This is a genomic window from Streptomyces sp. NBC_00887 (assembly GCF_045207585.1).
Map to the genome: position 1 here is coordinate 2,406,937 of NZ_CP108788.1, position 23,585 is coordinate 2,430,521.

The following is a 23,585-nucleotide window of genomic DNA, read 5'->3' on the forward strand; positions in this document are numbered from 1 at the left end:
GGAGCGGGCGGCGCATCATGCAATTCGCCCGTCATCAGTCAGCCCGGCCGCTCGGCGAGGTCCGCCGCCTCGGACCGAAACGGCGCGGGGCCGACGACCCGGTGTGCAATTGCCTCGCGCTCAGCCGCCCCGCGATCTACCCTCCCTGCCATGACGTCACACGAAGCGCCTGCAGGCTCCCGGATCGCTCCGGGTGGTGCCGAGTTGGTGATCCGGGAAGAGACCCCTGCCGATCACGGAGATGTGCGCGAGGTTCATACGCGCGCCTTCGGTGAAGGCGATCGGGTTCCCGGGCTCGTGAAGGCACTTCGCGTTCCGGAAGCCGCCTTGGCGCCGATGTCCTTCGTGGCTGTCGTGGATGACCGGGTCGTCGGGCATGTCCTGCTGAGCGCGACGCGGTTGGACGCTCCGCGCCGGATCGTGGACGTCCTGTCGCTGTCACCGCTGGGCGTGGTCCCGGAGTTCCAGCGTCAGGGCATCGGTACGCAGCTCATCGCCCACGCCCTCGAGGCGGCCGACAGCCAGGGCGTGCCGTTGGTATTCCTGGAGGGTTCGCCGCACTACTACGGCACGCGCGGCTTCGAGGGTGCCGGCACGATGGGCTTCCGTTCGCCGTCGCTGCGTATTCCTGAAGCAGCTTTTCAGGTCGCCCGGTTGTCCGCACACGAGCCGTGGATGACGGGCACCTTCGTCTACTCAGAGGCCTTTTGGGCCTTTGACTGCGTCGGCCTGCGCGACCCCGAGGGCTGAAGGGCTGCCGCTCGCCCCGAAGCGGATCGTGGCCCCGCCGCCCAAGCCCGGCCGTCCCGCCACTGCGGACGAGACCAACGTCTGACAGCGTGCGCGCCGGCACCAGTCGTCCGGACTCATCTGCGTCGAGCACCCCGTCGCCGAGCTCAAGACCCGGGGAGTCCTCAAGCACTACCGCGACAAGCGGGAGCACCAGGACCCCCACTGCGGTCGTCGCCTCAAGAAGCGGGTGTGCCGGTCAGTTTTCGTTCCCAGAAAACTTCGTCGCGCCACGCGCCGTCGGCGTAGAAGTGGTCATGGGCGATGCCCCAGGAACTGAACCCGTGCTTGCGGAGGACCGCCTGGGACGCGAGGTTCTCCAGTTGCGTGTGTGCCTCCAGCCGGTGCAGGATCAGTTCGTCCTCGGCGATGCGCAGCGCGAGGCCGACGGCACGGCTCGTGTGTCCGAGGCCCTGGTGGTGAGTGGAGACCCAGTAGCCGAGGTACCCCTTCTGGAACGGGCCGCGCAGGATCGAGCTGATGCTGACCTGCCCGATGACGGCCCCGTCGCAGACCACGACGCCGGGCCACGCGAGTCCATTGCCGTGGGCGGCAAGGAGGGATTCGATGACCGCGGCCTGCCCGTCGGGTGTGTAGAACTCTGCGGGCCTCGTCGGCATCCAGCGCGCATACGCCTCCTTGTCCCGGGTGTGCAGGTCGGCGAGTACGGGGCCGTCGGCGTGCTCGATCAGGCGAATCAACGTGGAGCTCATGGGTGTTCCACTGTCTTGTCGGCTGCGGTGGCGGTCGCGCGGGAGTCGTGCGGTCGTCGCGCTCCATGACCGATCCAAGAATACGCCGCCGTCAGCCCGTTCCGCTGCCTCAGCGGGGGGCCGTCCCGGACGCGGTCGGTACGAGTGCGGACTGGAGGTCGCACCGTGCGGGAGTGCGCGTGCCGTCCGTGCCCCGCAACGTCACCGTCACAGCGCCATCGGTGCTTTCCGCGAACGCCACCGTGCAGACGAGCTGCCGCTCCGCGGGCCGGGTGATCCCGTCGAGCGGGGCCTTCAAGGCGACGTCCACCCCGTCCTCGGTCACCTCTGTCGTCGCCAGGGTGCCTGGGACCGGCAGTGATGCATCGTTGACCATGCCCGCCCGCTTCTCCGCCTCGTTCGGGCCGGCGAGCAGTGCGGCAATGGTCTTCTCCGTGGGAGGACGGGCGGCCTCCCCATTGCTGTCCTGGCCCAGCTCGTCCCCGGGGACCTCGGTCTCGCCGACTGTCCGGGGAATCGGTATCAGCCCGGAGCCGTGGGAGAAGAACAGGAGCATCCGGACCTGACGGGCGGGGAGTACGTCGATGGTCGCGGCGCCCCCGGCGGCGATGACGTCCGTCTCCTGGATGCCGCAGGCTGCGAGCGGGAGCCAGGCCGCGAGCAATGCCGCCGTGCGCATGCGCGCCCTCATCCCACTGCCCTCTCCGTGTCGTTGCGTGACGGATCCGCCGCCCATGCCCGTTGCCCTGCCTCGTCTCTGCAAGGTCCGCTCATGCCGTTGCCTCGTCGCTGCGGGGTTCGTTCATGCCGTTGCCTCGCTCGTGCCCGGTGGACACGCCGAGGGGGATCTCGACCGTGAAAACGGCACCGCCGTCCGGTCCGTTCCCGGCGCGGACTGTGCCACCGTGCAGCCGGACGTTCTCCTGGGTGATCGCCAGGCCGAGACCGCTGCCCGCCGACCGGGTACGGGCCGCGTCCGCCTTGTAGAACCGGTCGAAGATGTGGGGCAGTACCTCCGGCCGTATGCCGGGCCCGCTGTCGGCGACCTCGAGGATCAGCGTGCTCTCCCCGTCGGCGGCCGTCCGTGTCCTCAGTCGGACCGTCACCGGCTCCGAGCCGTGCCGCAGCGCGTTGCCGACGAGATTGGCGACGACGACGTCGAACCGGCGTGGATCGAGACGGGCCCTGATCCCGTCCGGCAGGTCCGTGCGTACGCGGCCGTCCCAACGCCGGTGCAGGAGCGTCCTGCCGATGGTCTCTGCTGCGTCGACCTCGTCGGTGTTCAGTTCGGCCGCGCGTGCGTCGAAGCGGGAGATCTCCATCAGGTCCTCCACCAGGACCGCCAGTTTGCCGGTCTCCGCGCTGATCAGTCGGACGGCCTGCGCCGTGTCCGGGTCGAGGCCGTCGGCGTCCTCGTCGAGCACCTCGGTGACGGCGAGCATCCCGGCGAGCGGGGTGCGCAGTTCGTGCGAGACGTCGGACGCGAACCGACGGGCACGGGCCTCCGCCTGTTGCAGTTCGTCGACCGACTTCTCGAGCTGCCCCGCCGACTCGTTGAACGTACGGGCCAGATCTGCGAGTTCGTCGCTCCCCGAGACCTTGATCCGTGCGTCGAGCCGGCCACTGCCCATGGAGCGGGCTGCCCTGCGCAACTCGCGGACCGGGCGCAGCACACTCCGCGCGGCGATCAGCGCGGGCACCAGGGCGATGGCGAGGCCGGGCACAGCACCGTCGCGCGCGGCGGTGACCAAGGCGTCGACATTGGCCTGCTCCTCGCTCATCTGCATCACGGCGAACAGGACCAGCCCGGTCGGCACGGTGCTGTCCCCGCCGGTCCTCGTCAGGACCGGCACTCCGATCGTGAGGTACGGGACCCCGTCCTTCACGACCCTCTCGAAGCTGCCGTGCGACGACGTCAGGGTGGTGCGGCGCAGCTCGGGGGTGATGACGGAGGAGGTGGGTCTGGTGCTCGACGAGACGCGCAGCGAGCCGTACTCGGCGAAGAGGATCCACGGGTGCGGCTTCGCCTTGCTCGCGAGGACGAAGAGCATCTCGCGCAGTATCTCCGGATCGACGGGGAGTTCGGGTGCGAGTGTCTCCACCTGTTCGCGGAAGGACACGACCGCGGTGTCCTGGGCGCTGACGAGGACGGCGCTGCGCGCCTCACGGTAGGTGAGTGCCGCGGTCGTCCCCGCGCTGACGGCGGCCACGAGCAGGAACGCGAGGACGAGGCGTGTGCGCAACCCGAAGGTGGCGATCCGGCGCACGCGACTCGTGCGGCCGGCGTTCACAGGGGTCCGAAGCGGTAGCCGAAGCCCCGCAGGGTCTGTATGTAGCGTGGGCTGCCCGGGGTGTCCTCGATCTTGTTGCGCAGCCTGCGGACGCAGGCGTCGACGAGGCGAGCGTCACCGTGGTAGCTGTGCTCCCACACGTGTTCGAGCAGTTGCTGTCGGCTGAACACCTGCTCCGGCGCGGCCGTCAGATGGAGGAGCAGTTTCATCTCGGAGGGCGCCAGGGCAACCCGTTCACCGGACTTGGCGATGGTGAGGCCGGCGCGGTCGACGGCGAGGTCTCCGTGGAACTCGACGGAGGGCCGGCCGCTGCCCGGGGTCTCCATCCTGCGCAGCACGGCGCGGATGCGGGCCTCGATCACCTCGGTGCGCGCCGGCTTGACGATGTAGTCGTCGGCGCCGGCCTCAAGGCCGATGACGACGTCGAAGTCGTCGCCTCGGGCGGTGAGCATGATGATGGGCAGTTGGCTGTCCTCCCGCACGAGGCGGCAGACCTGCACACCGTTCATGCCGGGCAGCATCAGGTCCAGCAGGAGCAGGTCGGGCCGGAACTCGCGGAGTGCGGCCAGTCCGGCCTCCCCCGTGGCGGCCGTGCGGACCTCGTGGCCGCGGCGGCGCAGTCCCAGCTCGACACCCTCGCGTACGGAGGGGTCGTCTTCGATCAAGAGCACGCGGGGCATGTGCGGGGCGTCCCTGGGGGTCGTGGTGAATAGGTCAGGAGGGTTCACGCTCTCGGCGCGCTGCGCGGTTCCGCGGGCCTCAGTGTCGGCGGCGGACACGGGCGACCGCACCGGTGACGAGGGAGTCGACTTCGGCGAGACGTAGCGGGCGGGCGAGAAGGACGAAGACCGCTGCGACGGTGAGCGCGCCGGCTCCGGCGGCGACGGCCGGCCCGGCGGGGGCGGACAGCCGGGTGGCGCCGAGGCCGAGGAGGGTGGCGGGCACAGCGGCGGCGAACATCCCGGCCTGGGCGGCGACGGTGGCGGAGCGCCACAGCCGGGGCGGTCCGTCGGCGGGGCCCTTGCCGGGCGTCAGGCGGCGGTGCAGCACCAGCGCGGTCAGGGCCCAGCCGGCGAACAGCGCCAGCGAGTAGCCGCCTGCCATGCCGGTGACCGCCCAGCGCGCAGGCAGGAGTTGGTACGCCGTCCACGACAGCCCCGCGTTGAGACCCGCGATCATCAGGTTCAGCAGGAACGGGGTGCGTGTGTCGGACAGGGCGTAGAAGGAGCGGGAGAGCACGTACTGGCCGGAGAAGGCGATCAGTCCGGGGGCGAACGCCATCAGGATCCCGGCAAGCACGGCGATGTCCTCCGGTCCTGTCCTGCCGTGCTGGAAGACCAGCGCCGTCGCGGGGTGTGCCAGGGCGAGCAGAGCGCACGCTGCGGGCACTATGAGGGCTCCGCTCGTGCGCAACGCGTATCCGGCGTCCCGCCGGACCGCCGCCGTGTCGCCGTCGGCAGCCGATCGGCTCATCCGTGGCATCAGCGCCGTCACCAGGGAGACCGTGACGATGCCGTGCGGCACCATCCACAGCGTGTACGCGTTGTTGTACGCGCTGAACCCCGCGCCCTCGATCTGCTCGGCGGCGGCGCGGGCACCGGCGGACGTGGCGAGCCGGGTGGTGACCCAGTACGCGGCCTGGTTGCTGAGCACCAACAGCACGAGCCAGCCCGCGGAACGCAGTGGCCGGGTCAGGCCGCTGCCCAGCCAGTCGAACCGGGGCCGGAACCGGAACCCGGTGGCCCGTAGCGACGGCAGCAGGGCGAGCGCCTGGACGACGATGCCGGCCGTGGTGCCCCACCCGAGGAGGCAACGCTCCCCCGGTGTCAGCTCCCCGCCCGCTCCGGTCGCCAGGTACAGGCCGAACACGGCGATGACCACGACGTTGTTGAGGACCGGCGTCCACATCATGGCGCCGAAGCGGCCGCGTGCGTTGAGTACCTGCCCGAGCAGCGTGAACAGGCCGAGGAAGAAGATCTGCGGCAGGCAGTAGCGGGCCAGCGCGACCGTCATCGTGTGCTGGTCCGGCGGGTAGTCCGAGTAGAACCCGACGATGGTCGGCGCCGCCCACACCGCCGCACCTGTGAGGAGGAGCAGGGCCAGCACGCACAGGGTGAGCAGCCGGTCGGTGTAGGCCGCACCCCCGTCCGCGTGTTCCTTCGCCGCCCTGACCAGCTCCGGCAGGAAGACCGCGTTGAGCGCGCCCCCGAGCAGCAGGATGTAGACGATGGTGGGGACCGAATTGCCCACCGCGTACCCGTCGGCGACGATCCCGAGGCCGAGCGCGGCGGCGACGACCGCGGACCGCAGGAATCCGGTGGCGCGTGAGACGACCGACCCGGCCGCCATGATCGCGCCGCTGCGCAGCGCGGACGGCTGCTTCGCCGTCGGCTCGGCTGTGGCGGTCGTACTCATCGTCGCGCCAGATAGGTCTGGAACGCGCGGTACAGCGCGTGGTTGGCCGTGCCGTCCAACGGTCTCTCCCACTCCCCCAGGGTTTCGACGACCTCACCCCCGGTGCCGAGCTTCCAGCGCAGCAGCCCGTATTGACGGTCGTCGGGGTCGAGGGTGGAGGGTACCCCGCGCATGTCGTAGACGTCGGCGCCGAGTGCCTGTGCGTCCAGCAGCATGCGCCACTGCAGGAGGTTGGAGGGCCGGACCTCACGGCGGTGGTCGGCGGAGGCGCCGGTCTGGTACCAGATCCGGCGGCCGAAGCGGATCATGGTGTGGGCAGCGAGGATCTCGCCTTCGTGACGAGCGAGGTAGAGCTGCATGCGGCCCGGTTCCTCCGCGTTGAGGGCCGCGTACTGACGCTCGTAGTACTCCAGGGAACGGCCGAGGCGGAACCCGTCGCGTTCCTCGGTGATGCGCAGCAGCCGGTAGAACTCCGGCAGGTCCGCCGCACTGCCGACGACCACCTCGACGCCCGACTTCTGCGCCCTGCGGACGTTGCGCCTCCACTCCTGGTTGAGTCCCGCCCACAGGTCGTCCGCCGTGCGTCCGGTGAGCGGTATCCGGAAGACGTGGCGCGGCTGCGCGTCCTCGTCGTCCTCGCCGCCGCACCGGTTCCAGCCCCGGGCTCGGAGCCGTTCCGCGACGGCCGTGCCCAGCGGGTCCACCTCGCTCGCGAGGACGTCGGCGAGCCTGCGGCCGGGCCCGGCGCCCGATTTGAGCCGTGCGCCGTTCCAGCGCCGGTACGCAGGCGAGGGTCCGATCCGTACGGCGAACACTCCGGACGCGCGCAGGTGTCTCAGCAGCGGGTCGAGCCAGCCGTCGATGCCCGGGTCGGCCCAGTCGGCGACCGGTCCCTCCGGAAGGTAGGCGAAGTACTTCCGGGTTCCGGGGAGTTGACGCAGCAGAACGAGCGCCACACCGGTCAGTCGGCCGACCGCCGGGGCCGGCCCCCAGCCCACCAACTGGGCACGCCAGCCGTCCTTGACCTGGGCCCACGAGGGGCACTGCAGGAACCCTGCGCCCAGGTCGGAACCCACGCCGGAGCGCAGGAACGAGCGGTACCTCTCGGCGGTGATGAGCGCCAAGGGGGTTTCCGGGCCGCGGGCAGCCGTCACGAGCAGTGCTGACACGGTGTGAGCCTCTCTGTGGGAGTGCACAGGATGCTCACAGCCGTCCGTGACCGCTCCGCGCGGCGAATGTGACCGGACGATGACCGTTGTTCTGCAGTCGTCGTCACATGGCCGCAGGGCCGCTCACCTGGGCTTTCCCGGTTCTAGTGTCGCGGTATCCACATTCGAACCACCACGGACGGAGACTCCGTTGAGCCGTATATGTGTACGCACCGCGGCGGTCGCGGTACTGCTGGCCCCGCTCGCAGCCTGCTCCTCCGGAGCAGGCTCCGGCGCGGCGGCCGAGGACGCCAAGGGCGGCGGCACGAGCGCCACGGAGGACCGCCCCGCGACGGTGACCGTGACACCGAAGGGCAACGGCGTGCGGGCCGGCGGCACGGTCAGGGTCACCGCGGCAGGCGGCACGCTCACCTCGGTCGGCGTCACGGACGACGAGGGGCGCGCACTCGCCGGCAAGGTGGCCGCCGATGGGGCGACATGGGTCTCGATACGCAAGGCGGCCCCCGGCACCTCCTACACGGTCACCGCCACGACGACCACGAAGGCCGGGACGAAGAGCACCGTCACGTCCGTGCTCGCCACGGCCGAGGCCGACAAGGTCAACAAGGTCGACTGGCGGCCGGGAACGAAGGCGGTCGTCGGCATCGCCCAGCCGATCTCGCTGGTCTTCGACAACCCCGTCACCGACAAGGCGGCCGTCGAGCGGCAGTTGAAGCTGACCACGTCGAATCCCACCGAAGGCTCCTGGTCCTGGCTGGAGGACTGGTCCGGCCGAGACCGGATCGACTGGCGACCCAAGGAGTACTGGCGGCCCGGCACCGAGGTCACGCTGAGCGCCGAGCTGAACGGCACGGACTCCGGTGACGGCGGCTGGTTCGTCCGCGACTACTCGACCGGCTTCACCGTCGGCGGGAGCCAGATGGTCAAGGTCGACCTCGACCGCAAGCAGCTCACCCTGGAACGGAACGGGCAGGCGGTGCGGAGCATCCCCGTCTCCGGCGGTACCCCCGGCGGCGACAAACGCTCCTGGCGCGGGACTGCCGTCCTGATGGCCAAGGAGGGCACGATCAACATGAACTCCGAGACCGTCGGCCTCGGCGACGCCTACGACAAGATGGTCGACCGCTCCATGCGGCTGACCTGGTCCGGCATGTACGCGCACGCGGCGCCGTGGAACGACAGATGGTTCGGCAACGCGAACATGAGCTCCGGCTGCATCGGCATGAGCGACACGAACGCCGCCTGGCTCTACGCCCAGGTCCGGCCCGGCGACCCGTTCGAGATCACCGGCAAGGACACCAAGGGTGTCGTCGCTCCGGGCAACGGCTTCGGCGACTGGAACGTGCCGTGGGCCGAGTGGCAGGCGAAGAGCGCGCTGCGCTGACACCAATGATCTCCCCGGCGCTCACAGCTCCCACACGACGGGCAGGCCGGCCTCCGTTCCCTGGGCCGAGTAGTCGTGCACGACGTCGAGGAGTTCGGCCATCCGTGCCTGCCAGGCGATGTTGACCGGCAGCGTCTCCAGCGAGGCCGGCAGCGCGGCGTAGTCCTCGCACTCCAGGAGGTGGAAGAGATCAGTGCCACTGCGCCAGATCGTCCAAGAGGTGGCGCAGCCGGAGCGGATCGCCGCCGTCAGCGCCTCCGGGACGTCGCGGTGCGCCGCCTCGTACTCCTCGATCCGGTCGGCGCGGAGCTTGGTGTGCAGCGCGATCCTCATGGCGGCTCCTCGGGCGTACGGGTGTCGGCGTCCGCGTCTGCCCGGCTGTCCCGTCCCGCCACCGGGACCGGGACATGCTCCGGCAGCAGGCCGTCGGCCCGCAGTTCGGCCCACAGTTCGTCAGGGACTGTGCGCGCCAGCTTGTCGGCGGCGTCGTGGACCTCGTGCGCGGAGCGGGTACCGACCAGGATGCCCGCCACCGCCGGATGCCCGAAGGGGAACCGCAGGGCGGCGGCGCGCAGGGGGACACCGTGCCGGTCAGCGACGCCCTTCATGCGCAGCGCGCGGTCCAGAACATCCGGAGACGCGGCCGCGTAGTCGAAGGTGGCACCCGGTTTCGGGTCCGCGAGCAGCCCCGAGTTGAAGACTCCGCCGACGACGACGCTCTTGCCGCGCGCGTCGGCCTCCGGGAGGAGCTCGTCGAGGCCGCCCTGGTCCAGGAGGGTGTAGCGGCCGGCGCACAGCACCACGTCGACGTCGGTGTCGCGGACGAAACGGGTCAGCATCTCCGCCTGGTTCATGCCGGCGCCGATCGCGCCGACCACACCTTCGGTGCGCAGCCGCTCCAGCGCCGGATAGGCCTCCTTGAAGGCCTGCTCCTCGTGGTCGTCCGGATCGTGGAGGTACACGACGTCGATCCGGTCGAGGCCGAGTCTCTCCAGGCTCGCCTCGATGCTGCGTCGTACGCCGTCGGCGCTGAAGTCCCAGACACGACGATGGGTGGCGGGCACGGCGAATCCGTTGGCGAGGTCGTCGCCCGCCGCCGCCGTCCGCTCCAGGCGGCGGCCCACCTTGGTCGAGACGACGTACTCGTCGCGGGGCCTGATGCTCAGTGCCGCGCCGAGCCGGTACTCGGACAGGCCGAGGCCGTAGTGCGGGGCGGTGTCGAAGTAGCGGATGCCGGTGTCCCAGGCGGCGTCGACGGCAGCCGTCGCCTGGACGTCGTCCACCGCGAAGAAGAGGTTGCCGATCGCCGCTGCCCCGAAGGCCAGTTCGGTGACGGCGATGTCGCTCGTGCCGAGCGTGCTGTCTCGCATGTGCCGGCCGCCTCTCAGTTCTGGACCGGGCGAAGGCGCAGGCCCTGCATGCCCCCGTCTACGGCGAGCGAGGTTCCGGTGACGGATCCGGCGGCCGGGCTCGCCAGGTAGACAATGGCAGCTGCCACTTCGTCTGCCGTCACCAGGCGGCCCATCGGCTGTCGGGCGTCGAGCGCCGCCCGTTCGGCCACCGGGTCGTCGGCGGCGTCGAGGAGCCGGCCGACCCAGGGGGTGTCGGCGGTACCCGGATTCACGCAGTTGACCCGTATTCCTTCGCGTACGTGATCGGCGGCCATGGCGAGGGTCAGGGAGAGGACGGCACCCTTGCTCGCGCTGTACAGGGCGCGCTGCGGCAGCCCGGCGGTGGCGGCGATCGAGCAGGTGTTGACGATCGCGGCCTCCGACGAGGACCGCAGGTACGGCAGGGCCGCGCGGGTGGTGCGGACGATGCCGAGGACGTTGACGTCCAGTACGCGGTGCCACTGCGCGTCGTCGTTGTCCTCGACGGTGCCGGCGGCGCCGATGCCGGCGTTGTTGACCAGGATGTCGATTCCGCCGAGATCCTCGGCGGCGGCCGCGACCGCGGTGCGTACCCCCGCGTCGTCGCTGACGTCCGCGCGGTATCCGCGCAACGGCTTGTCGACGGCGTCGGGGGTGAGGTCGAGCACGGCCACGTCCGCCCCGCGCTCGGCGAGCAGTCTGGCGGTTGCCAGGCCGATGCCCGACGCTCCTCCGGTGACGACGGCCTTGAGCCCGCTCAGCTCACTCATGCCAGGACCTCCTTCTGTACTGTCTCGGGTACGGCGTCGTGTGCGGCCTGCCCGGCGCTGTGTGCCGCTCGGTCCGCGGCCCAGAACCGGCCGTCCGGGTAGCTGAATTCAGCGATCGAGCCGGTGTGCATCTCGGCCGAGAAGCCCGGGGTGTCCGGAGCCCGGTAGTGCCCTTCGCGTATCTGCACGGGGGCGAGGAAGTGCTCGTGCAGATGGTCGACGAACTCGATGACTCGGTTCTCGGTCGAGCCGGACAGGGCCACGTAGTCGAACATGGCCAGGTGCTGGACGAGTTCGCACAGGCCCACACCGCCCGCGTGCGGGCAGACGGGCACGCCGAACTTCGCGGCGAGCAGCAGGATCGCAAGGTTCTCGTTGACCCCGCCGACGCGTGCGGCGTCGATCTGCAGGACGTCGATGGCGTCGGCTTGGAGGAGCTGCTTGAAGATGATGCGGTTCTGGACGTGCTCGCCGGTGGCGACCTTGACGGGTGCCACGCCCTTGCGTACCGACGCATGGCCGAGCACGTCGTCGGGGCTGGTGGGTTCCTCGATCCAGTACGGGTCGAACTCGGTGAGCGCCCTGGTCCATTCGATCGCCTCGCCGACGTTCCAGCGCTGGTTGGCGTCGATGGCGATGCGGATGTCGGGACCGACGGCGGCGCGGGCCGCACGGCAGCGGCGGACATCGTCCGCCAGATCCGCGCCGACCTTCAGTTTGATCTGGGTGAAACCGTCGGCGACGGCCTGCTGTGCGAGCCGCGTGAGCTTCTCGTCGGAGTAGCCGAGCCAGCCGGGCGAGGTGGTGTAACCGGGGTATCCGCGTTCGAGTAGATCCCTCTCGCGGCCGGCGGCTCCCTCACGGCCCCTGCGCAGCAGCGTCAGCGCGTCCTCGGGGGTCAGCGCGTCGACGATGTAGCGGAAGTCGACCTGGGAGACCAGCCATTCGGGCTCGGCGTCCGCCAGGAACCTCCACAGCGGCTTGCTCGCCCGTTTGGCCGCCAGGTCCCAGGCCGCGTTCACCACGGCGCCGATGGCCATGTGCATCACGCCCTTCTCGGGGCCGAGCCAGCGCAGCTGGCTGTCCCCGATCAGGTCGCGGTTCAGGGATCCCGGATCGGCGCACAGCGCGTCGGCCGACCGGCCGATGAGGTGCGGGCGCAGCGCGTCGATCGCGGCGACCTGGACATCGTTGCCACGCCCGATGGTGAAGGTGAAACCGTGGCCCTCCTGGCCGTCGCCCGCATCGGTGCGGAGCACCACGTAGGCGGCGGAGTAGTCGGGGTCCGGGTTCATGGCGTCCGAGCCGTCCAGTTCCCGGGAGGTGGGGAATCGGATGTCGTACGTGTCGACCGCGATGATTCTCGGGGCAGTTGAGGTCACGTTCGGGCCTCTCAGGCTTGTGCGAAGGTCTGGCGCTGGCTGCCGAGGCCGTCGATGTCGAGCTCGACGGTGTCGCCGGGGCGCAGGTAGGGGTTGCCGGGCAGCCCGAGGGCGACGCCCGCGGGGGTGCCGGTGTTGATGACGTCGCCCGGCTCGAGCACCATGTAGTTGCTCAGGTACGCGACGAGGTGAGCGACCTGGAAGATCATGTCGCGGGTGCTGCCTCGCTGGCGCTTCACCCCGTTGACTTTCAGCCGCAGGGCGAGGTCCTGCGGGTCGTCGATCTCGTCTGCGGTGACGAGCCAGGGACCGAGCGGGTTGAAGGTCTCGCAGGACTTCCCGAGGTCCCACTGCGGGGAGTGGTCGAGCTGGAACTCGCGCTCGGAGACGTCGTGGCTGACGGCGTACCCGGCGATGTGAGCGAGTGCCTGCTGCGGGCTCTCCAGGTAGCGGGCCCGCGTGCCGATGACGACTCCGAGCTCGACCTCCCAGTCGGTCCTCGACGAGCCGCGCGGTATGAGCACCTGGTCGTACGGGCCGATGACGGTGCCCGGGTCCTTCATGAAGACGACGGGCCGTCCGGGAATCGGCGCGCCCGTCTCGGCGGCGTGGTCGCGGTAGTTGAGGCCGACACAGACGACTTTGCCCGGACGGGCGACAGGCGCTCCGATGCGTACGCCCTCGGCGTCCAGTGCGGGCAGCTCGCCGGACGCGAGTGCCGCGCGGGCACGGTCGAGGCCGTTCGAGGCAAGGAAGGCACCGTCGATGTCCGGGGTGACGGAGGACAGGTCGAGCACCCGGCCGTCGTCGGTGCGGACGGCCGGGCGCTCTTCACCGGGGGCACCGAGACGCAGCAGTTTCACGTGTTCGTCCTTGCGAGTTGGGCAGGTTGCGGGTCCACAGCGAACGAAATGAATATTCATCGGATCTTTCTTCCCAGTCAAGCCCCGAAACTGGCCAGGTGGCCGCCAGGATCCCGAGAATGACCCGATCACAGCTCCAGATCCGCCCTCAGAACCCCACTAACCCACGCACTCCGCCCGCCGGTTTGAGCGGAAGCGCCAGTGCCCTACAGCCATCGGACGTCTCTTTGTTTCCGTCCACGGCCACTGCCTGGCTGACGGACCTCGCAGGGTGAAAAACAACCACCATTGGTGACTACACCCCACGCGCGGAACCCGGCTCCCTGCCTAGCGTGAGCACATGCCGATGCAGCCCTGGTTCACCGATGCCAAGTTGGGCATCTTCATCCACTACGGGATCTACGCCGTCGACGGCGTTCCCGAGTCCTGGTCCTTCTACTCGGGCAAGGTCCCCCACGAGCAGTACATGAAGCAGCTCGACGGCTTCACCGCCTCGAACTACGACCCGAAGGCATGGGCCGAGGTGTTCGCCAAGGCCGGCGCGAAGTACGCGGTGCTCACCGCCCGGCACCATGACGGGGTGGCCCTGTGGGACACCGGGCAGGGCGATCTGAACGTCGTCAAGCACACCCCGGCCGGCCGTGACCTGATCACCGGTTACGCCGAGGCACTGCGGGAGCAGGGCCTCAAGGTGGGCCTGTACTACTCCCACTCGGACTGGAACCACCCCGACTACGCGAGCGTGGTGCACCCCGACCCGCCGAACGAAGACGTGGGCACCAACCGCTATGTGACGCCGAAGGACGGTGTCGAGGACCCCGAGGCCTGGGCGCGCTTCCTCTCGTACCGCAACGCCCAGGTCGGCGAGCTCGTCTCACGCTTCCGACCCGACCTGCTGTGGTTCGACGGCGAGTGGGAGCGCAGCGAGGACCAGTGGAAGATGCGGGAGCTCTCCGAGGAGATCCTCGCGGGCAACCCCGACACCGTCCTCAACGCGCGCATGCTGAGCTACGGCGACTACGCCACACCCGAGCAGGGTGTTCCGCTCCGGGCCCCCGACGGACCGTGGGAGCTGTGCCTGACGGTCAACGACTCCTGGGGCTACCAGCACCAGGACGACAACCAGAAGTCGGTCGGCCAGCTGGTGCGCTACTTCGCGGAGACCATCGGCATGGGCGGCAATCTGCTGCTCGACGTGGGCCCGCAGGAGGACGGCACCATCCCGGCCGCCCAGGTCGAGCGCCTCGAGGGCCTAGGTGGCTGGATCGACAAGCACCGCGGCGCCGTGTACGGAACGGTGGCCGGCCTGCCCGCCGGTCACCACTATGGTCCGAGCACGCTGTCCGCCGACCGCCGCACCCTGTATCTGGTCTGCTTCGACACCCCGCGTGAAATCATCGGACTGCGCGGTCTGCGGACGCCGGTCAGGCGCGTGAGCGTGGTCGGCACGGGCAGCGAGCTGCCCCACCGGGTCATCGGCGGCCTCGGCGAAGTGCCCGGGGTCACCTGGATCGACGCCCCGGTCAGCGCCGATGCCGACGCGTACGCGACCGTGCTCGCCGTGGAACTCGATGGTGAACTGGACCTCTACCGGGGCGCGGGCCGCGACTGAGGTCAGCCGCTGCCGACGCGGTCCGAGATCGAGGTCAGCCGCTGCCGACGCGGATCGCGCGCGGGGACGCGCCCAGTTCGCGCCGGCATGCCTTGTTGAAGGCCTGCAGATCGCCGATACCGACCAGGGCCGCCACGGCGGGGATCGACAGCGTCGACTCCCGGAGCAGGTGCCGGGCCCGTTCCATCCTGCGCCGGCGGATGTAGGCCACCACCGTGTCGCCGGTTTCGGCACGGAACAGCCGGATGAGGTGGTTGTGCGAGATCCCGGCGGCCGCGGCCACCTCGGGCACGGTCAGCGGTCCCGCCAGGTGGGACTCGATGTGCGCGACGGCTGCGGCGGCCGCCGCGTGCCCCCGCTCCTCCACTCCGCCCGAGGGCGCCGCCAGGCCGGCGACCCGCCACAACGCGGCCCACACCTCGGCCGCCGCCCGGGCGGGGTTGCGCGGAGCCACCGCGATGGCCTGCTGCAGCAGGTCGGTGAGGATCGGCGTCTCGGTGCCGGCGTCCTGTATCACCGGAACGGTCAACGGATCGCCGGACTGCGGGAGTTCGAAGTGCACGTAGAGGTGCTCGGACCGCCCGCCGTAGCGGAACTCCACGACCGCCCCGGGCGGCACGAGGCTCACCCTGCCGGGCCGGATGGCATGAACCACACCGTCGACGGTCAGTTCGGCGGCGTACCGGTACAGGTGCAGCTGCCACAGCTCCGGAAGCCGGAAGACGTCGCGCAAGCCGGTGGTTCCGTGCACTCCGACGCCCAGGTTCGCCACCCGGGGCGGCTGGTCCAGGCAGAACTGGACGTGGAAGCGGTGAGGCTCGGTCGTACTCACCATGAAAATCTACCAGTGTCGAAGACGAAGCGGGGAGCGCCGACGACTCGCGCACACAGCGGTGTACGTACGACCGACCTGCCGGCTGTCAGGGCTCCGTCGAGATTCGGATCCGAGCTGCTTCGTGAATCCGACCAAGTCGCCGCGGCCGTCGGTCCAGTCCGTGATGTACGCGTACGACGGGTCGCCGCACGGGATCGCCGCGTACACGTCCGTACCGCCGGACGCACAACCTTCCCGGACGACCGACGCGTTCGCCGGCGATGCGGTGACCGGCGTCGTGGCCGTGGCCACGGACACGATGGGCGGCAGACGGCGCCGTGTGCGGGTCAGGTGCCGCTTCACCTGACGATTGCCGCCCAGCGGGTATCGCTGAGACCTGTGCGGATGTGGAGCAGCGCGGTGCGTCGCGGCGATCGTCATCGGGAGTGTGGTGCTCCAGGTGGCGCCCAATGGTCGAGGTGTGGGTGATCGTGACAGAGATGCTGGTGATGGTGCCGCGGTTCACGATGCAATGTGGCGCTCGGCATCGTCGCCGAGGCCCTCAACGGGCCGCTGTTGCCGGTCCGCGTCGCCAAGGGCCTGCCCGCCCACAACTCCGGCACCTGGACACCGTCTACTCGGAGACCGGCTGGGACCAGGAGGGCCTGGACTACTTCAGCTACGGGCTCGGCGCCGGCGGCCCCGGCGTGACCGGCTCGATCGACTCGGGCATCGGCGCACTCAAGGCGAAGTGGCAGCGTCCGGGTTTCGCCGACCTCCTGCTGCACAGTAGCTCGCCGCAGCCGGACAAGGCCCGTCTGCAGTGGGGGGTCGGCACCTCCACGGGCGCCCCCCTGCCGGGCCTGATCTTCACCCAGGCACCCGCCGACCAGCAGGCGGCGTGGCTGTGGCAGTACGAGAAGTCGGGCGGTGGAGGCGGGGCCTACGAACTGCTCGACTACCCGTACGGCGTCACTCCGCAGGACCCCGACGAGGCCCCCGCCGCGGTCCGTCAGGCGCTGCTCGACGACCACGGCGGCTCGTGGGACAGCCCTCGCCGTCGGCAGGGGCACTCCGCCCACCGCCACCGCGTCGGGCGGCGGACTCACCCTGGGCGCCACCACCTACAACCTGGACAACCTACGGGACTACGACCCTTCGCGGCAGTAGCCGAGGACGCACGAGGCGGCGGGGACCTGCCCGGTCCCCGCCGCCTGTTCTCGGAACGAGCGCATGGCGAGCGCTTCGCATTCCACCGCTGCACGCCACCACACGGGCGACGGCAGGCCACACGGCGCCGCGCCTCGGGTTCCCGGTCAGCTGCTGCGTCGGGCGAGGCTGTAGATGAGAATCAGCACAGCCGCCGCCATCACCAACACGTGCAGCCATGCGGGAGCAGCTGAGACGTCCGCAGCTGCGATCGTCCTGAACGGGGTCATCGCGCGCTCTCTCCTTCTCTGCGAGTGTCCGAGGTGGGACTACAACCGGTCAGGCGGTGTCACCGTCGGCGTGTTCGCCACCCATTGCCGATGCCTGCGACATGAAGGGCCAGCAGGCCCAGGCCCAGCAGCATGACGTTCACCGAGGCGAAGACGTCGTTCGTCGTTATGTCGGCGGCGTTGATCAGAAACGCGATGAAGAACAGGACCGCCGCAGCTATCGCCAGCATGATGTGACTCCTTCGGGTAGTTGGAACACGTGTGCCCCCTAAGGCAGAAAACAGGCCTGGGAGAGCTCCCGCGAAAGAAGTCGATCCGCACCGGACTCGTGGCTGACCCCGCCGTTCCCACCCGACGCACTGGGGAACCGACGGCACAACGCCCGTTCCGCAGTGTCGAAGCACCTTCCGTACCGGGGGTGCGCCCTGAGACCCCAGGGCCAACGCTGCCTGCTTGGCCCGCCCGTACGACGGCACAACCTCCGTCTGTCGACCCGGGCACCCACTCCGCTGCTTTGTCTCTCGACAAGAGAAAGTTGCGACTCGGTGCGTCAAAGGGGTATCTGGCCGGAGAAAAAGCCATTACCTTCCTGATCTGAACCGGACACCAAGGACCGAGTGCCTCTCCTCCCCCTGGGGCACCCGGCCTCCCGGCGCGACGGCGCGCGCCTGTGCTCCACCCCGACCCCGTCACCACACGGAGGATTCGCGTGCACAGGAGACTCACCCGAGCTCTCGCGGCAGTGGCCTGCACCTTACTCGCCGCCGCGGGCACCCTCACCGCCCAGCAGAGACCGGCCGCTGCCGCACCTGCGGCAGCGGACGAGTTCCAGCAGGTCACCCTTGCCAAAGGGGTGGCCGAGACCGGCGAACCGATGACGCTCGCCGTCCTGCCCGACAGGTCCGTCCTGCACACTTCACGGGACGGCACTCTGCGTCTCACCGACGCCGCCGGCACCACCAAGGTCGCCGGCCGGCTCGACGTCTACTCGCACGACGAGGAGGGCCTCCAGGGCATCGGCGTCGACCCGGGCTTCGCCGCCAACCGCTTCGTCTACCTCTACTACGCCCCGAAGCTCACGACGCCCACCGGGGACGCCCCCGCGGACGGTTCAGCAGCCGACTTCACGCCGTTCAACGGCGTCAACCGGCTCTCACGCTTCGTTCTCAGGACCGACGGCACCCTGGACACCGCTTCCGAGACGAAGGTCCTCGACGTCCCCGCCAGCCGTGGTCTGTGCTGTCATGTCGGCGGCGACATCGACTTCGACGCACAGGGCAACCTGTACCTCTCCACGGGCGACGACAGCAATCCCTTCGCCTCGGACGGGTACGCCCCCCTCGACGAGCGGCCGAACCGCAACCCCGCCTACGACGCCCAGCGTTCGGCGGGCAACACCAACGACCTGCGCGGCAAGGTGCTGCGCATCAAGGTGAACGCCACGGGCGGCTACTCCATCCCGACGGGCAACCTGTTCGCGCCGGGAACCGCGAAGACGAGGCCCGAGATCTACGCCATGGGTTTCCGCAACCCCTTCCGGATGTCCGTCGACAAACCCACCGGCACCGTCTACCTCGGTGACTACGGCCCCGACGCCGGCACCGCTAACGCGGGCCGCGGGCCTGCCGGGCAGGTCGAGTTCAACCGGATCACCAAGGCGGGCAACTACGGCTGGCCCTACTGCGTCGGCAAGAACAGCGCCTACGTCGACTACGACTTCGCCACCTCGGCGTCCGGGGCCGCCTTCTCCTGCGCGGCCCCCAAGAACACCTCGCCGAACAACACCGGCCTGACCGACCTCCCTCCGGCCCAGCCCGCCTGGATCCCGTACGACGGCGGCTCGGTACCGGAGTTCGGCAGTGGTTCCGAGTCACCCATGGGCGGGCCCGTCTACCGCTACGACGCGGCCTCGACCTCGGCGGTGAAGTTCCCCCAGCACTTCGACGGCGACTTCTTCGCCGGCGAGTTCGGCCGCAAGTGGATCAAGCGCATCGAGCAGGGCGCGGACGGCACCGTACAGTCGATCAACGCCTTCCCCTGGCAGGGCACCCAGGTCATGGATTCGGCCTTCGGGCCGGACGGTGCGCTCTACGTACTCGACTACGGCACCGGCTACTTCAACGGGGACGCGAACAGCGCGGTCTACCGCATCGAGTACGTCACCGGCGGACGGGCCCCGCTCACCAAGGCGGCCGCCGACCGCACGTCCGGCAGAGCCCCCCTCACCGTGAAGTTCTCCTCCGCAGGCACCTCCGACCCCGACGGCGACCCCCTCACCTACGCCTGGAAATTCGGTGACGGCGGCACGTCCACCGCGGCGGACCCCTCGCACACCTACACCACCAACGGCCGCTACACCGCGGAGCTGACGGTCTCCGACGGCACCGGAAGGACCGCGAACGCTTCGGTGATCATCACCGTCGGCAACACCGCGCCCAGCGTCACCCTCGAACTGCCCACCGACGGCTCCATCATCGACATGGGTGCCGCCGTCCCCTTCAAGGTCACCGTCACCGATCCCGAGGACAGCGCGATCGACTGCTCCAGGGTCAAGGTCAACTTCATCATCGGACACGACAGCCACGGCCACCTGCAGACATCCGCCACGGGCTGTTCCGGCACCCTCAAGACCATCGCCGACGGTGAGCACGACCCGAACGCGAACATCTTCGGTGTCTGGGACGCCGAGTACACCGACGGAGGAGCGAACGGACAGCCCGCCCTGACCACCCACGACCAGAACCTCAGTCAGGGCAGCCAGCGCCAGGCCGAGCACTTCGGGGACTCCGCCGGTGTCACGATCGTCGACAAGACGGCGGCACATGGCGGCAAGGCGGTCGGCTACATCGAGAACGGCGACTGGATCTCGTTCAAGCCGTACCTCCTCACCAACGCCACCAAACTGACGGCCCGCATCGCCTCCGGCGCCGCGGGAGGGACCCTGGAAGTACGGGCGGGCTCACCTACCGGCACCCTGCTCGGATCGGCGGCAGTCCCCGCCACCGGGGGCTGGGAATCCTTCCAGGACGTGTCCGCGAACCTCACCGACCGTCCTGCCGGCACCACCACCCTCCACCTCGTCTTCAAGGGGGGCAGCGGATCCCTGTTCGACATCGACGACTTCACCTTCACCACCGACGGAACGCAGGCACGGACGGGCCGGATCACGGGCATCGAAGGCAAGTGCGTCGATGTGGCGGGCGGAGCCAGTGCGGACGGCACGCAGATCCAGCTGTACGGCTGCAATGGGACGGTCGCCCAGCAGTGGACGGTCGGCACGGACGGGACCCTGCGCGCGCTCGGCAAGTGCCTGGACATCAGCGGGGGCGCGGCAGCCGACGGAACGAAGATCCAGCTGTACGGGTGCAACAACACCGGAGCCCAGAAGTGGGCGCCTCAGTCGAACGGCACGCTGCAGAACCCGGCAACGGGCAAATGTCTTGATGCGATGGGAGGGGCCTCCGCAGACCGCACCAAGATCCAGCTGTGGACCTGCAACACCGGCGCCAACCAGAAGTGGATCCTGCCATGAGTCGACGGTTCATCCGCTCCACCTGCTGGGCCGCGTGTGTGCTCCTGAGCACCGCCGCCTTACCGGCAGCGTCCTCCGCTGCCGCCGAATCCGAGCCCGGAGCACCCGCTGACGTCCGCTCCTCGGTGGCGGCCGCGGCCGACCCGGCGTACGACGTGCTGGTGTTCTCGAAGACCGCCGGCTTCCGCCACTCCTCCATCGACGAAGGCGTCACGGCCCTACGTGAGCTGGGCGCCGCCAACAGCTTCACCGTCACCGCGACCGAGGACGCGGCCGCCTTCACCCCCGCCAACCTGGCCGGCTACGAGGCTGTGGTCTTCCTCTCCACCACCGGCGACGTGCTCAACGCCTCGCAGCAGACCGCGTTCGAAGGGTACATCGGCGCCGGTGGCGGCTACGTCGGCATCCACGCGGCGGCCGACACCGAGTACGACTGGGCCTGGTACGGCGGTCTGGCCGGTGCTCTGTTCCGGTCCCACCCGCAGATCCAGCCCGCCACGGTGACCGTGGAGGACCGCGCTCACGACGCCACCTCCCACCTCGGCCGGACCTGGCAGCGGACCGACGAGTGGTACGACTACCGCACCAATCCGCGAACGACCGCACACGTCCTGGCCTCGCTCGACGAGTCCACGTACAGCGGCGGTGCGATGGGCGGTGACCACCCGATCGCCTGGTGCAAGGACTACGAGGGCGGGCGGGCCTTCTACACGGGCGGCGGCCACACCGAGGACTCCTACACCGATCCCGCCTTCCGACGCCATCTGCTCGGCGGCATCCGCTGGGCCGCGCGCCTGACAGAGGCGGACTGCCGACCGGAGACGGGCTACACCCCCCTGTACGGCACCTCGGGTACCAGTGGGTGGAAGCAGGCCGGACCTGGGTCCTTCGCCGAGTCCGACGCCACTCTCACCTCGCAAGGCGGCCTCGGTCTGTTCTGGTACGAGGCCAAGGAGTACAAGTCGTACTCGCTGAAGCTCGACTGGCGGCAGGCAGGCGACGACAACTCCGGTGTGTTCGTGGGCTTCCCGGCCTCCGACGATCCGTGGTCGGCCGTCAACAACGGCTACGAGATCCAGATCGACGCGACGGACTCCTCGGACCGCACCACGGGATCCGTCTACGGCTTCAAATCGGCTGACCTGCCCGCCCGTGACGCGGCCCTCAACCCGCCGGGAGAGTGGAACACCTACGAGATCCGGGTCGAGGGCGAACGACTCCAGGTCTTCCTCAACGGCCGCAGGATCAATGACTTCACCCAGACCGATCCCGCCCGCAGCCTCCAGCAGGGCCACATCGGACTGCAGAACCACGGGACCGGCGACGACGTCTCCTTCCGCAACATCCGCATCAAGGAACTCGGAGTCTCGACCGGACCCCGGGAGGGTGCCGTCACCGGCATCGGTGCCAAATGTCTCGATGTCGCGAGCGGCGCGAGTGCGGACGGCACGCAGATCCAGTTGTGGACCTGCAACCGGTCGGCAGCCCAGCAGTGGACGGTCGGCGCGGACGACACACTGCGGGCGTTGGGCAAGTGCATGGACATCAGTGGCGGCGGATCGGCCGACGGCACGAAGGTCCAGCTCTACAGCTGCAACGGCACCGGCGCCCAGAAGTGGGTGCCTCAGGCCAACGGCACGCTGAGGAACCCTCAGTCGGGCAAGTGCCTCGACGCCGCAGGCATCTCCTCGGCGGACGGCACCAAGGTCCACCTCTGGTCATGCCACACCGGTGCCAACCAGAAGTGGGTTCTGCCCTGATCAACCCCTCGACTCCGTCGTCACCGCGGGAGGCGGTGTCGACGGAACCGGCCGCGACACCGGGCCGGTGACGGCGGCGGGAGCGCGACGCCGAAGCGCCCCGCCGCCGTCTCTCCGGAGAGGAAATTCGCGGTGCGCGTGCTCGACAGCGCGGCCACCCGCGTGTGCCTGCGACAGCGGGGCGCTGCGGACGGCTCGGCCACCGTCGACGTCATGGCGAAGCTCTTCGGCAGTACGGCTCGATCGTGGCCGACCACCCGACACACCCACCCGCCACGTACAACAAGCACTGTGACTGGTACGGGGGTTCCTGCCGTGAAGCCCATTGTCCGCTCCAGCGGCGTGCACGGGTCACCGCCGTCCTCAACGGCCCATGAGGCGGGACCTACGGTGTGGCCTCCCCGGCCCCGTCATGGTTCGAGACGGAAGCGGACTCCGCGACAGGGCTGTAATAGACGGAGCGTCCCTGCTTGAAGCGCTCCAGCAGCCCATTGGCGACCCCCTGTTCAAGCGTGTTGCGCACCACCGCGACCTGGGTCTTGCGCTCGGGGTACGACTCGGTCAGGGCAGCGGCCACCTCGGCGGCAGACCTCGGTTCCCTCTGCCCGGCGAGATATCCGGTGACCAACTCACGCCATGTCGGCTCGCCGGAGCCCTTCGATGCTGCGACCCCGTCGGCGGGAAGCTCCTGGACGGCCTTCGCCCGGGACTTCGGCTCACGTCCCTTCTTCTCCGATGCCGCCTTGCCCTTGGGGCGGCGAGCTGCGGGAACGGACGCCTCCTTGCGGTCCTTGGCCTCGGGCGCCTCCGGCCGTGCGGAACCGCCCAGTACTTCCTGCATCTTGACCAGGACCTGCTCGCCCTCCTCCAGCTGGATGAGCTCGTCCTGCAGACGGGTCAACTCGGCACGCGCCCGGTCCTGCTCTCGCCGGTTCGCCGCAAGATCCTCGGTGATCCGCTGTGTGTAGTCCGCGCTGATGGTGGACGTAGGAGTATTTTCGGACATGCAGTCCTCGGCTTTCGCTGTGTCTCAAACGTCTATTGATGCTGATGCTACCGACCTCAGCAACGGCAACGGTCCAAGAGATACCAATTCGCCACGGAAGATGGCCTCTTACGGCACTCGGTCACAGGGCGCCGAGCCAACTGGGAGTGCGCCCCTCGACGCGCTGCGGCTCCCCGGCGTTGGCGCGAAACAGTGCAACGTCATCAAGCGACGGCTCTACGACGGATACGGCGAGGGCGCCCGATCCATTGACGTGACCATGTCGCTTAGCTAGCG

21 protein-coding genes are annotated in these 23,585 nt (G+C 69.6%); 7 read left to right on the forward strand and 14 right to left on the reverse strand.

Annotated features, from left to right (window positions below):
- Positions 1 to 150: 150 nt before the first annotated feature.
- A complete protein-coding gene (locus OG844_RS10905; RefSeq protein ID WP_406389689.1) occupies positions 151 to 750 on the forward strand; it encodes a GNAT family N-acetyltransferase in 600 nt (199 codons plus the stop codon).
- 218 nt (positions 751 to 968) lie between these two features.
- Here the strand turns inward: OG844_RS10905 and OG844_RS10910 are convergent, their stop codons facing one another.
- The 6 genes from OG844_RS10910 to OG844_RS10935 form a co-directional block, all read right to left on the reverse strand.
- Complete coding sequence (locus OG844_RS10910) at positions 969 to 1,502, reverse strand: GNAT family N-acetyltransferase (RefSeq protein WP_406389690.1); 534 nt, start codon at positions 1,500 to 1,502, stop codon at positions 969 to 971.
- 109 nt (positions 1,503 to 1,611) lie between these two features.
- A complete protein-coding gene (locus OG844_RS10915) occupies positions 1,612 to 2,181 on the reverse strand; it encodes a hypothetical protein (RefSeq protein ID WP_406389691.1) in 570 nt (189 codons plus the stop codon).
- 91 nt (positions 2,182 to 2,272) lie between these two features.
- On the reverse strand, positions 2,273 to 3,793 hold the full coding sequence (locus tag OG844_RS10920) for an ATP-binding protein (RefSeq protein ID WP_406389692.1): 1,521 nt from the start codon (positions 3,791 to 3,793) through the stop codon (positions 2,273 to 2,275).
- Positions 3,790 to 4,473 carry a response regulator gene (locus OG844_RS10925; RefSeq protein ID WP_384612560.1) on the reverse strand — a complete coding sequence of 228 codons (684 nt, stop codon included), beginning with the start codon at positions 4,471 to 4,473 and terminating at the stop codon, positions 3,790 to 3,792. Before OG844_RS10925 ends, OG844_RS10920 begins: the two co-directional genes overlap by 4 nt.
- Positions 4,474 to 4,552: 79 nt before the next feature.
- Entirely contained in the window at positions 4,553 to 6,208 is a 1,656-nt protein-coding gene (gene murJ, locus OG844_RS10930) for a murein biosynthesis integral membrane protein MurJ (RefSeq protein ID WP_406389693.1), read from the reverse strand.
- Positions 6,205 to 7,377: a lipid II:glycine glycyltransferase FemX gene (locus OG844_RS10935; protein ID WP_406389694.1), complete on the reverse strand. Its 1,173-nt coding sequence runs from the start codon at positions 7,375 to 7,377 to the stop codon at positions 6,205 to 6,207. The genes murJ and OG844_RS10935 overlap by 4 nt, the downstream gene beginning before the upstream one ends.
- A 190-nt stretch (positions 7,378 to 7,567) precedes the next feature.
- Between OG844_RS10935 and OG844_RS10940 the strand changes: the two genes are divergently transcribed.
- Entirely contained in the window at positions 7,568 to 8,761 is a 1,194-nt protein-coding gene (locus OG844_RS10940; RefSeq protein WP_406389695.1) for an Ig-like domain-containing protein, read from the forward strand.
- A gap of 21 nt (positions 8,762 to 8,782) precedes the next feature.
- Here OG844_RS10940 and OG844_RS10945 read toward each other — a convergent pair whose 3' ends face one another.
- From OG844_RS10945 to OG844_RS10965, 5 genes are read right to left on the reverse strand one after another with little or no spacing between them, the layout of a single operon-like run.
- The gene (locus OG844_RS10945; RefSeq protein WP_406389696.1) at positions 8,783 to 9,094 is read right to left on the reverse strand and encodes an L-rhamnose mutarotase; all 312 of its coding nucleotides are present in this window, start codon (positions 9,092 to 9,094) and stop codon (positions 8,783 to 8,785) included.
- Complete coding sequence (locus tag OG844_RS10950) at positions 9,091 to 10,131, reverse strand: aldo/keto reductase (protein WP_406389697.1); 1,041 nt, start codon at positions 10,129 to 10,131, stop codon at positions 9,091 to 9,093. The genes OG844_RS10945 and OG844_RS10950 overlap by 4 nt, the downstream gene beginning before the upstream one ends.
- Before the next feature lie 14 nt (positions 10,132 to 10,145).
- The gene (locus tag OG844_RS10955) at positions 10,146 to 10,901 is read right to left on the reverse strand and encodes an SDR family NAD(P)-dependent oxidoreductase (RefSeq protein WP_406389698.1); all 756 of its coding nucleotides are present in this window, start codon (positions 10,899 to 10,901) and stop codon (positions 10,146 to 10,148) included.
- Positions 10,898 to 12,283 carry an enolase C-terminal domain-like protein gene (locus tag OG844_RS10960; protein WP_406389699.1) on the reverse strand — a complete coding sequence of 462 codons (1,386 nt, stop codon included), beginning with the start codon at positions 12,281 to 12,283 and terminating at the stop codon, positions 10,898 to 10,900. The genes OG844_RS10955 and OG844_RS10960 overlap by 4 nt, the downstream gene beginning before the upstream one ends.
- Before the next feature lie 11 nt (positions 12,284 to 12,294).
- Positions 12,295 to 13,146, reverse strand: coding sequence for a fumarylacetoacetate hydrolase family protein (locus OG844_RS10965; RefSeq protein ID WP_406389700.1), 852 nt, complete (start codon positions 13,144 to 13,146; stop codon positions 12,295 to 12,297).
- Positions 13,147 to 13,486: 340 nt separating this feature from the next.
- Here OG844_RS10965 and OG844_RS10970 point away from each other — a divergent pair, with 340 nt between their 5' ends.
- On the forward strand, positions 13,487 to 14,758 hold the full coding sequence (locus tag OG844_RS10970) for an alpha-L-fucosidase (protein ID WP_406389701.1): 1,272 nt from the start codon (positions 13,487 to 13,489) through the stop codon (positions 14,756 to 14,758).
- A 34-nt stretch (positions 14,759 to 14,792) separates the two neighbouring features.
- Here the strand turns inward: OG844_RS10970 and OG844_RS10975 are convergent, their stop codons facing one another.
- Positions 14,793 to 15,590 carry a helix-turn-helix domain-containing protein gene (locus OG844_RS10975; RefSeq protein ID WP_406389702.1) on the reverse strand — a complete coding sequence of 266 codons (798 nt, stop codon included), beginning with the start codon at positions 15,588 to 15,590 and terminating at the stop codon, positions 14,793 to 14,795.
- Between the two features lie 124 nt (positions 15,591 to 15,714).
- Here OG844_RS10975 and OG844_RS10980 point away from each other — a divergent pair, with 124 nt between their 5' ends.
- Both OG844_RS10980 and OG844_RS10985 read left to right on the forward strand, forming a co-directional pair.
- Positions 15,715 to 15,939: a hypothetical protein gene (locus tag OG844_RS10980; protein ID WP_406389703.1), complete on the forward strand. Its 225-nt coding sequence runs from the start codon at positions 15,715 to 15,717 to the stop codon at positions 15,937 to 15,939.
- 124 nt (positions 15,940 to 16,063) lie between these two features.
- Positions 16,064 to 16,975 (forward strand): hypothetical protein, encoded by a 912-nt coding sequence (locus OG844_RS10985; protein ID WP_406389704.1) that lies wholly within the window; start codon positions 16,064 to 16,066, stop codon positions 16,973 to 16,975.
- Positions 16,976 to 17,070: 95 nt separating this feature from the next.
- Here OG844_RS10985 and OG844_RS10990 read toward each other — a convergent pair whose 3' ends face one another.
- Complete coding sequence (locus OG844_RS10990) at positions 17,071 to 17,241, reverse strand: hypothetical protein (protein WP_406389705.1); 171 nt, start codon at positions 17,239 to 17,241, stop codon at positions 17,071 to 17,073.
- A 479-nt stretch (positions 17,242 to 17,720) separates the two neighbouring features.
- Between OG844_RS10990 and OG844_RS10995 the strand changes: the two genes are divergently transcribed.
- Together OG844_RS10995 and OG844_RS11000 are read left to right on the forward strand one after the other, a co-directional pair.
- On the forward strand, positions 17,721 to 20,543 hold the full coding sequence (locus OG844_RS10995; protein WP_406389706.1) for a PQQ-dependent sugar dehydrogenase: 2,823 nt from the start codon (positions 17,721 to 17,723) through the stop codon (positions 20,541 to 20,543).
- Positions 20,540 to 22,303, forward strand: coding sequence for a ThuA domain-containing protein (locus tag OG844_RS11000; protein WP_406389707.1), 1,764 nt, complete (start codon positions 20,540 to 20,542; stop codon positions 22,301 to 22,303). Before OG844_RS10995 ends, OG844_RS11000 begins: the two co-directional genes overlap by 4 nt.
- Positions 22,304 to 22,688: 385 nt before the next feature.
- Here OG844_RS11000 and OG844_RS11005 read toward each other — a convergent pair whose 3' ends face one another.
- Complete coding sequence (locus tag OG844_RS11005; protein ID WP_406389708.1) at positions 22,689 to 23,309, reverse strand: hypothetical protein; 621 nt, start codon at positions 23,307 to 23,309, stop codon at positions 22,689 to 22,691.
- Positions 23,310 to 23,585 lie beyond the last annotated feature (276 nt).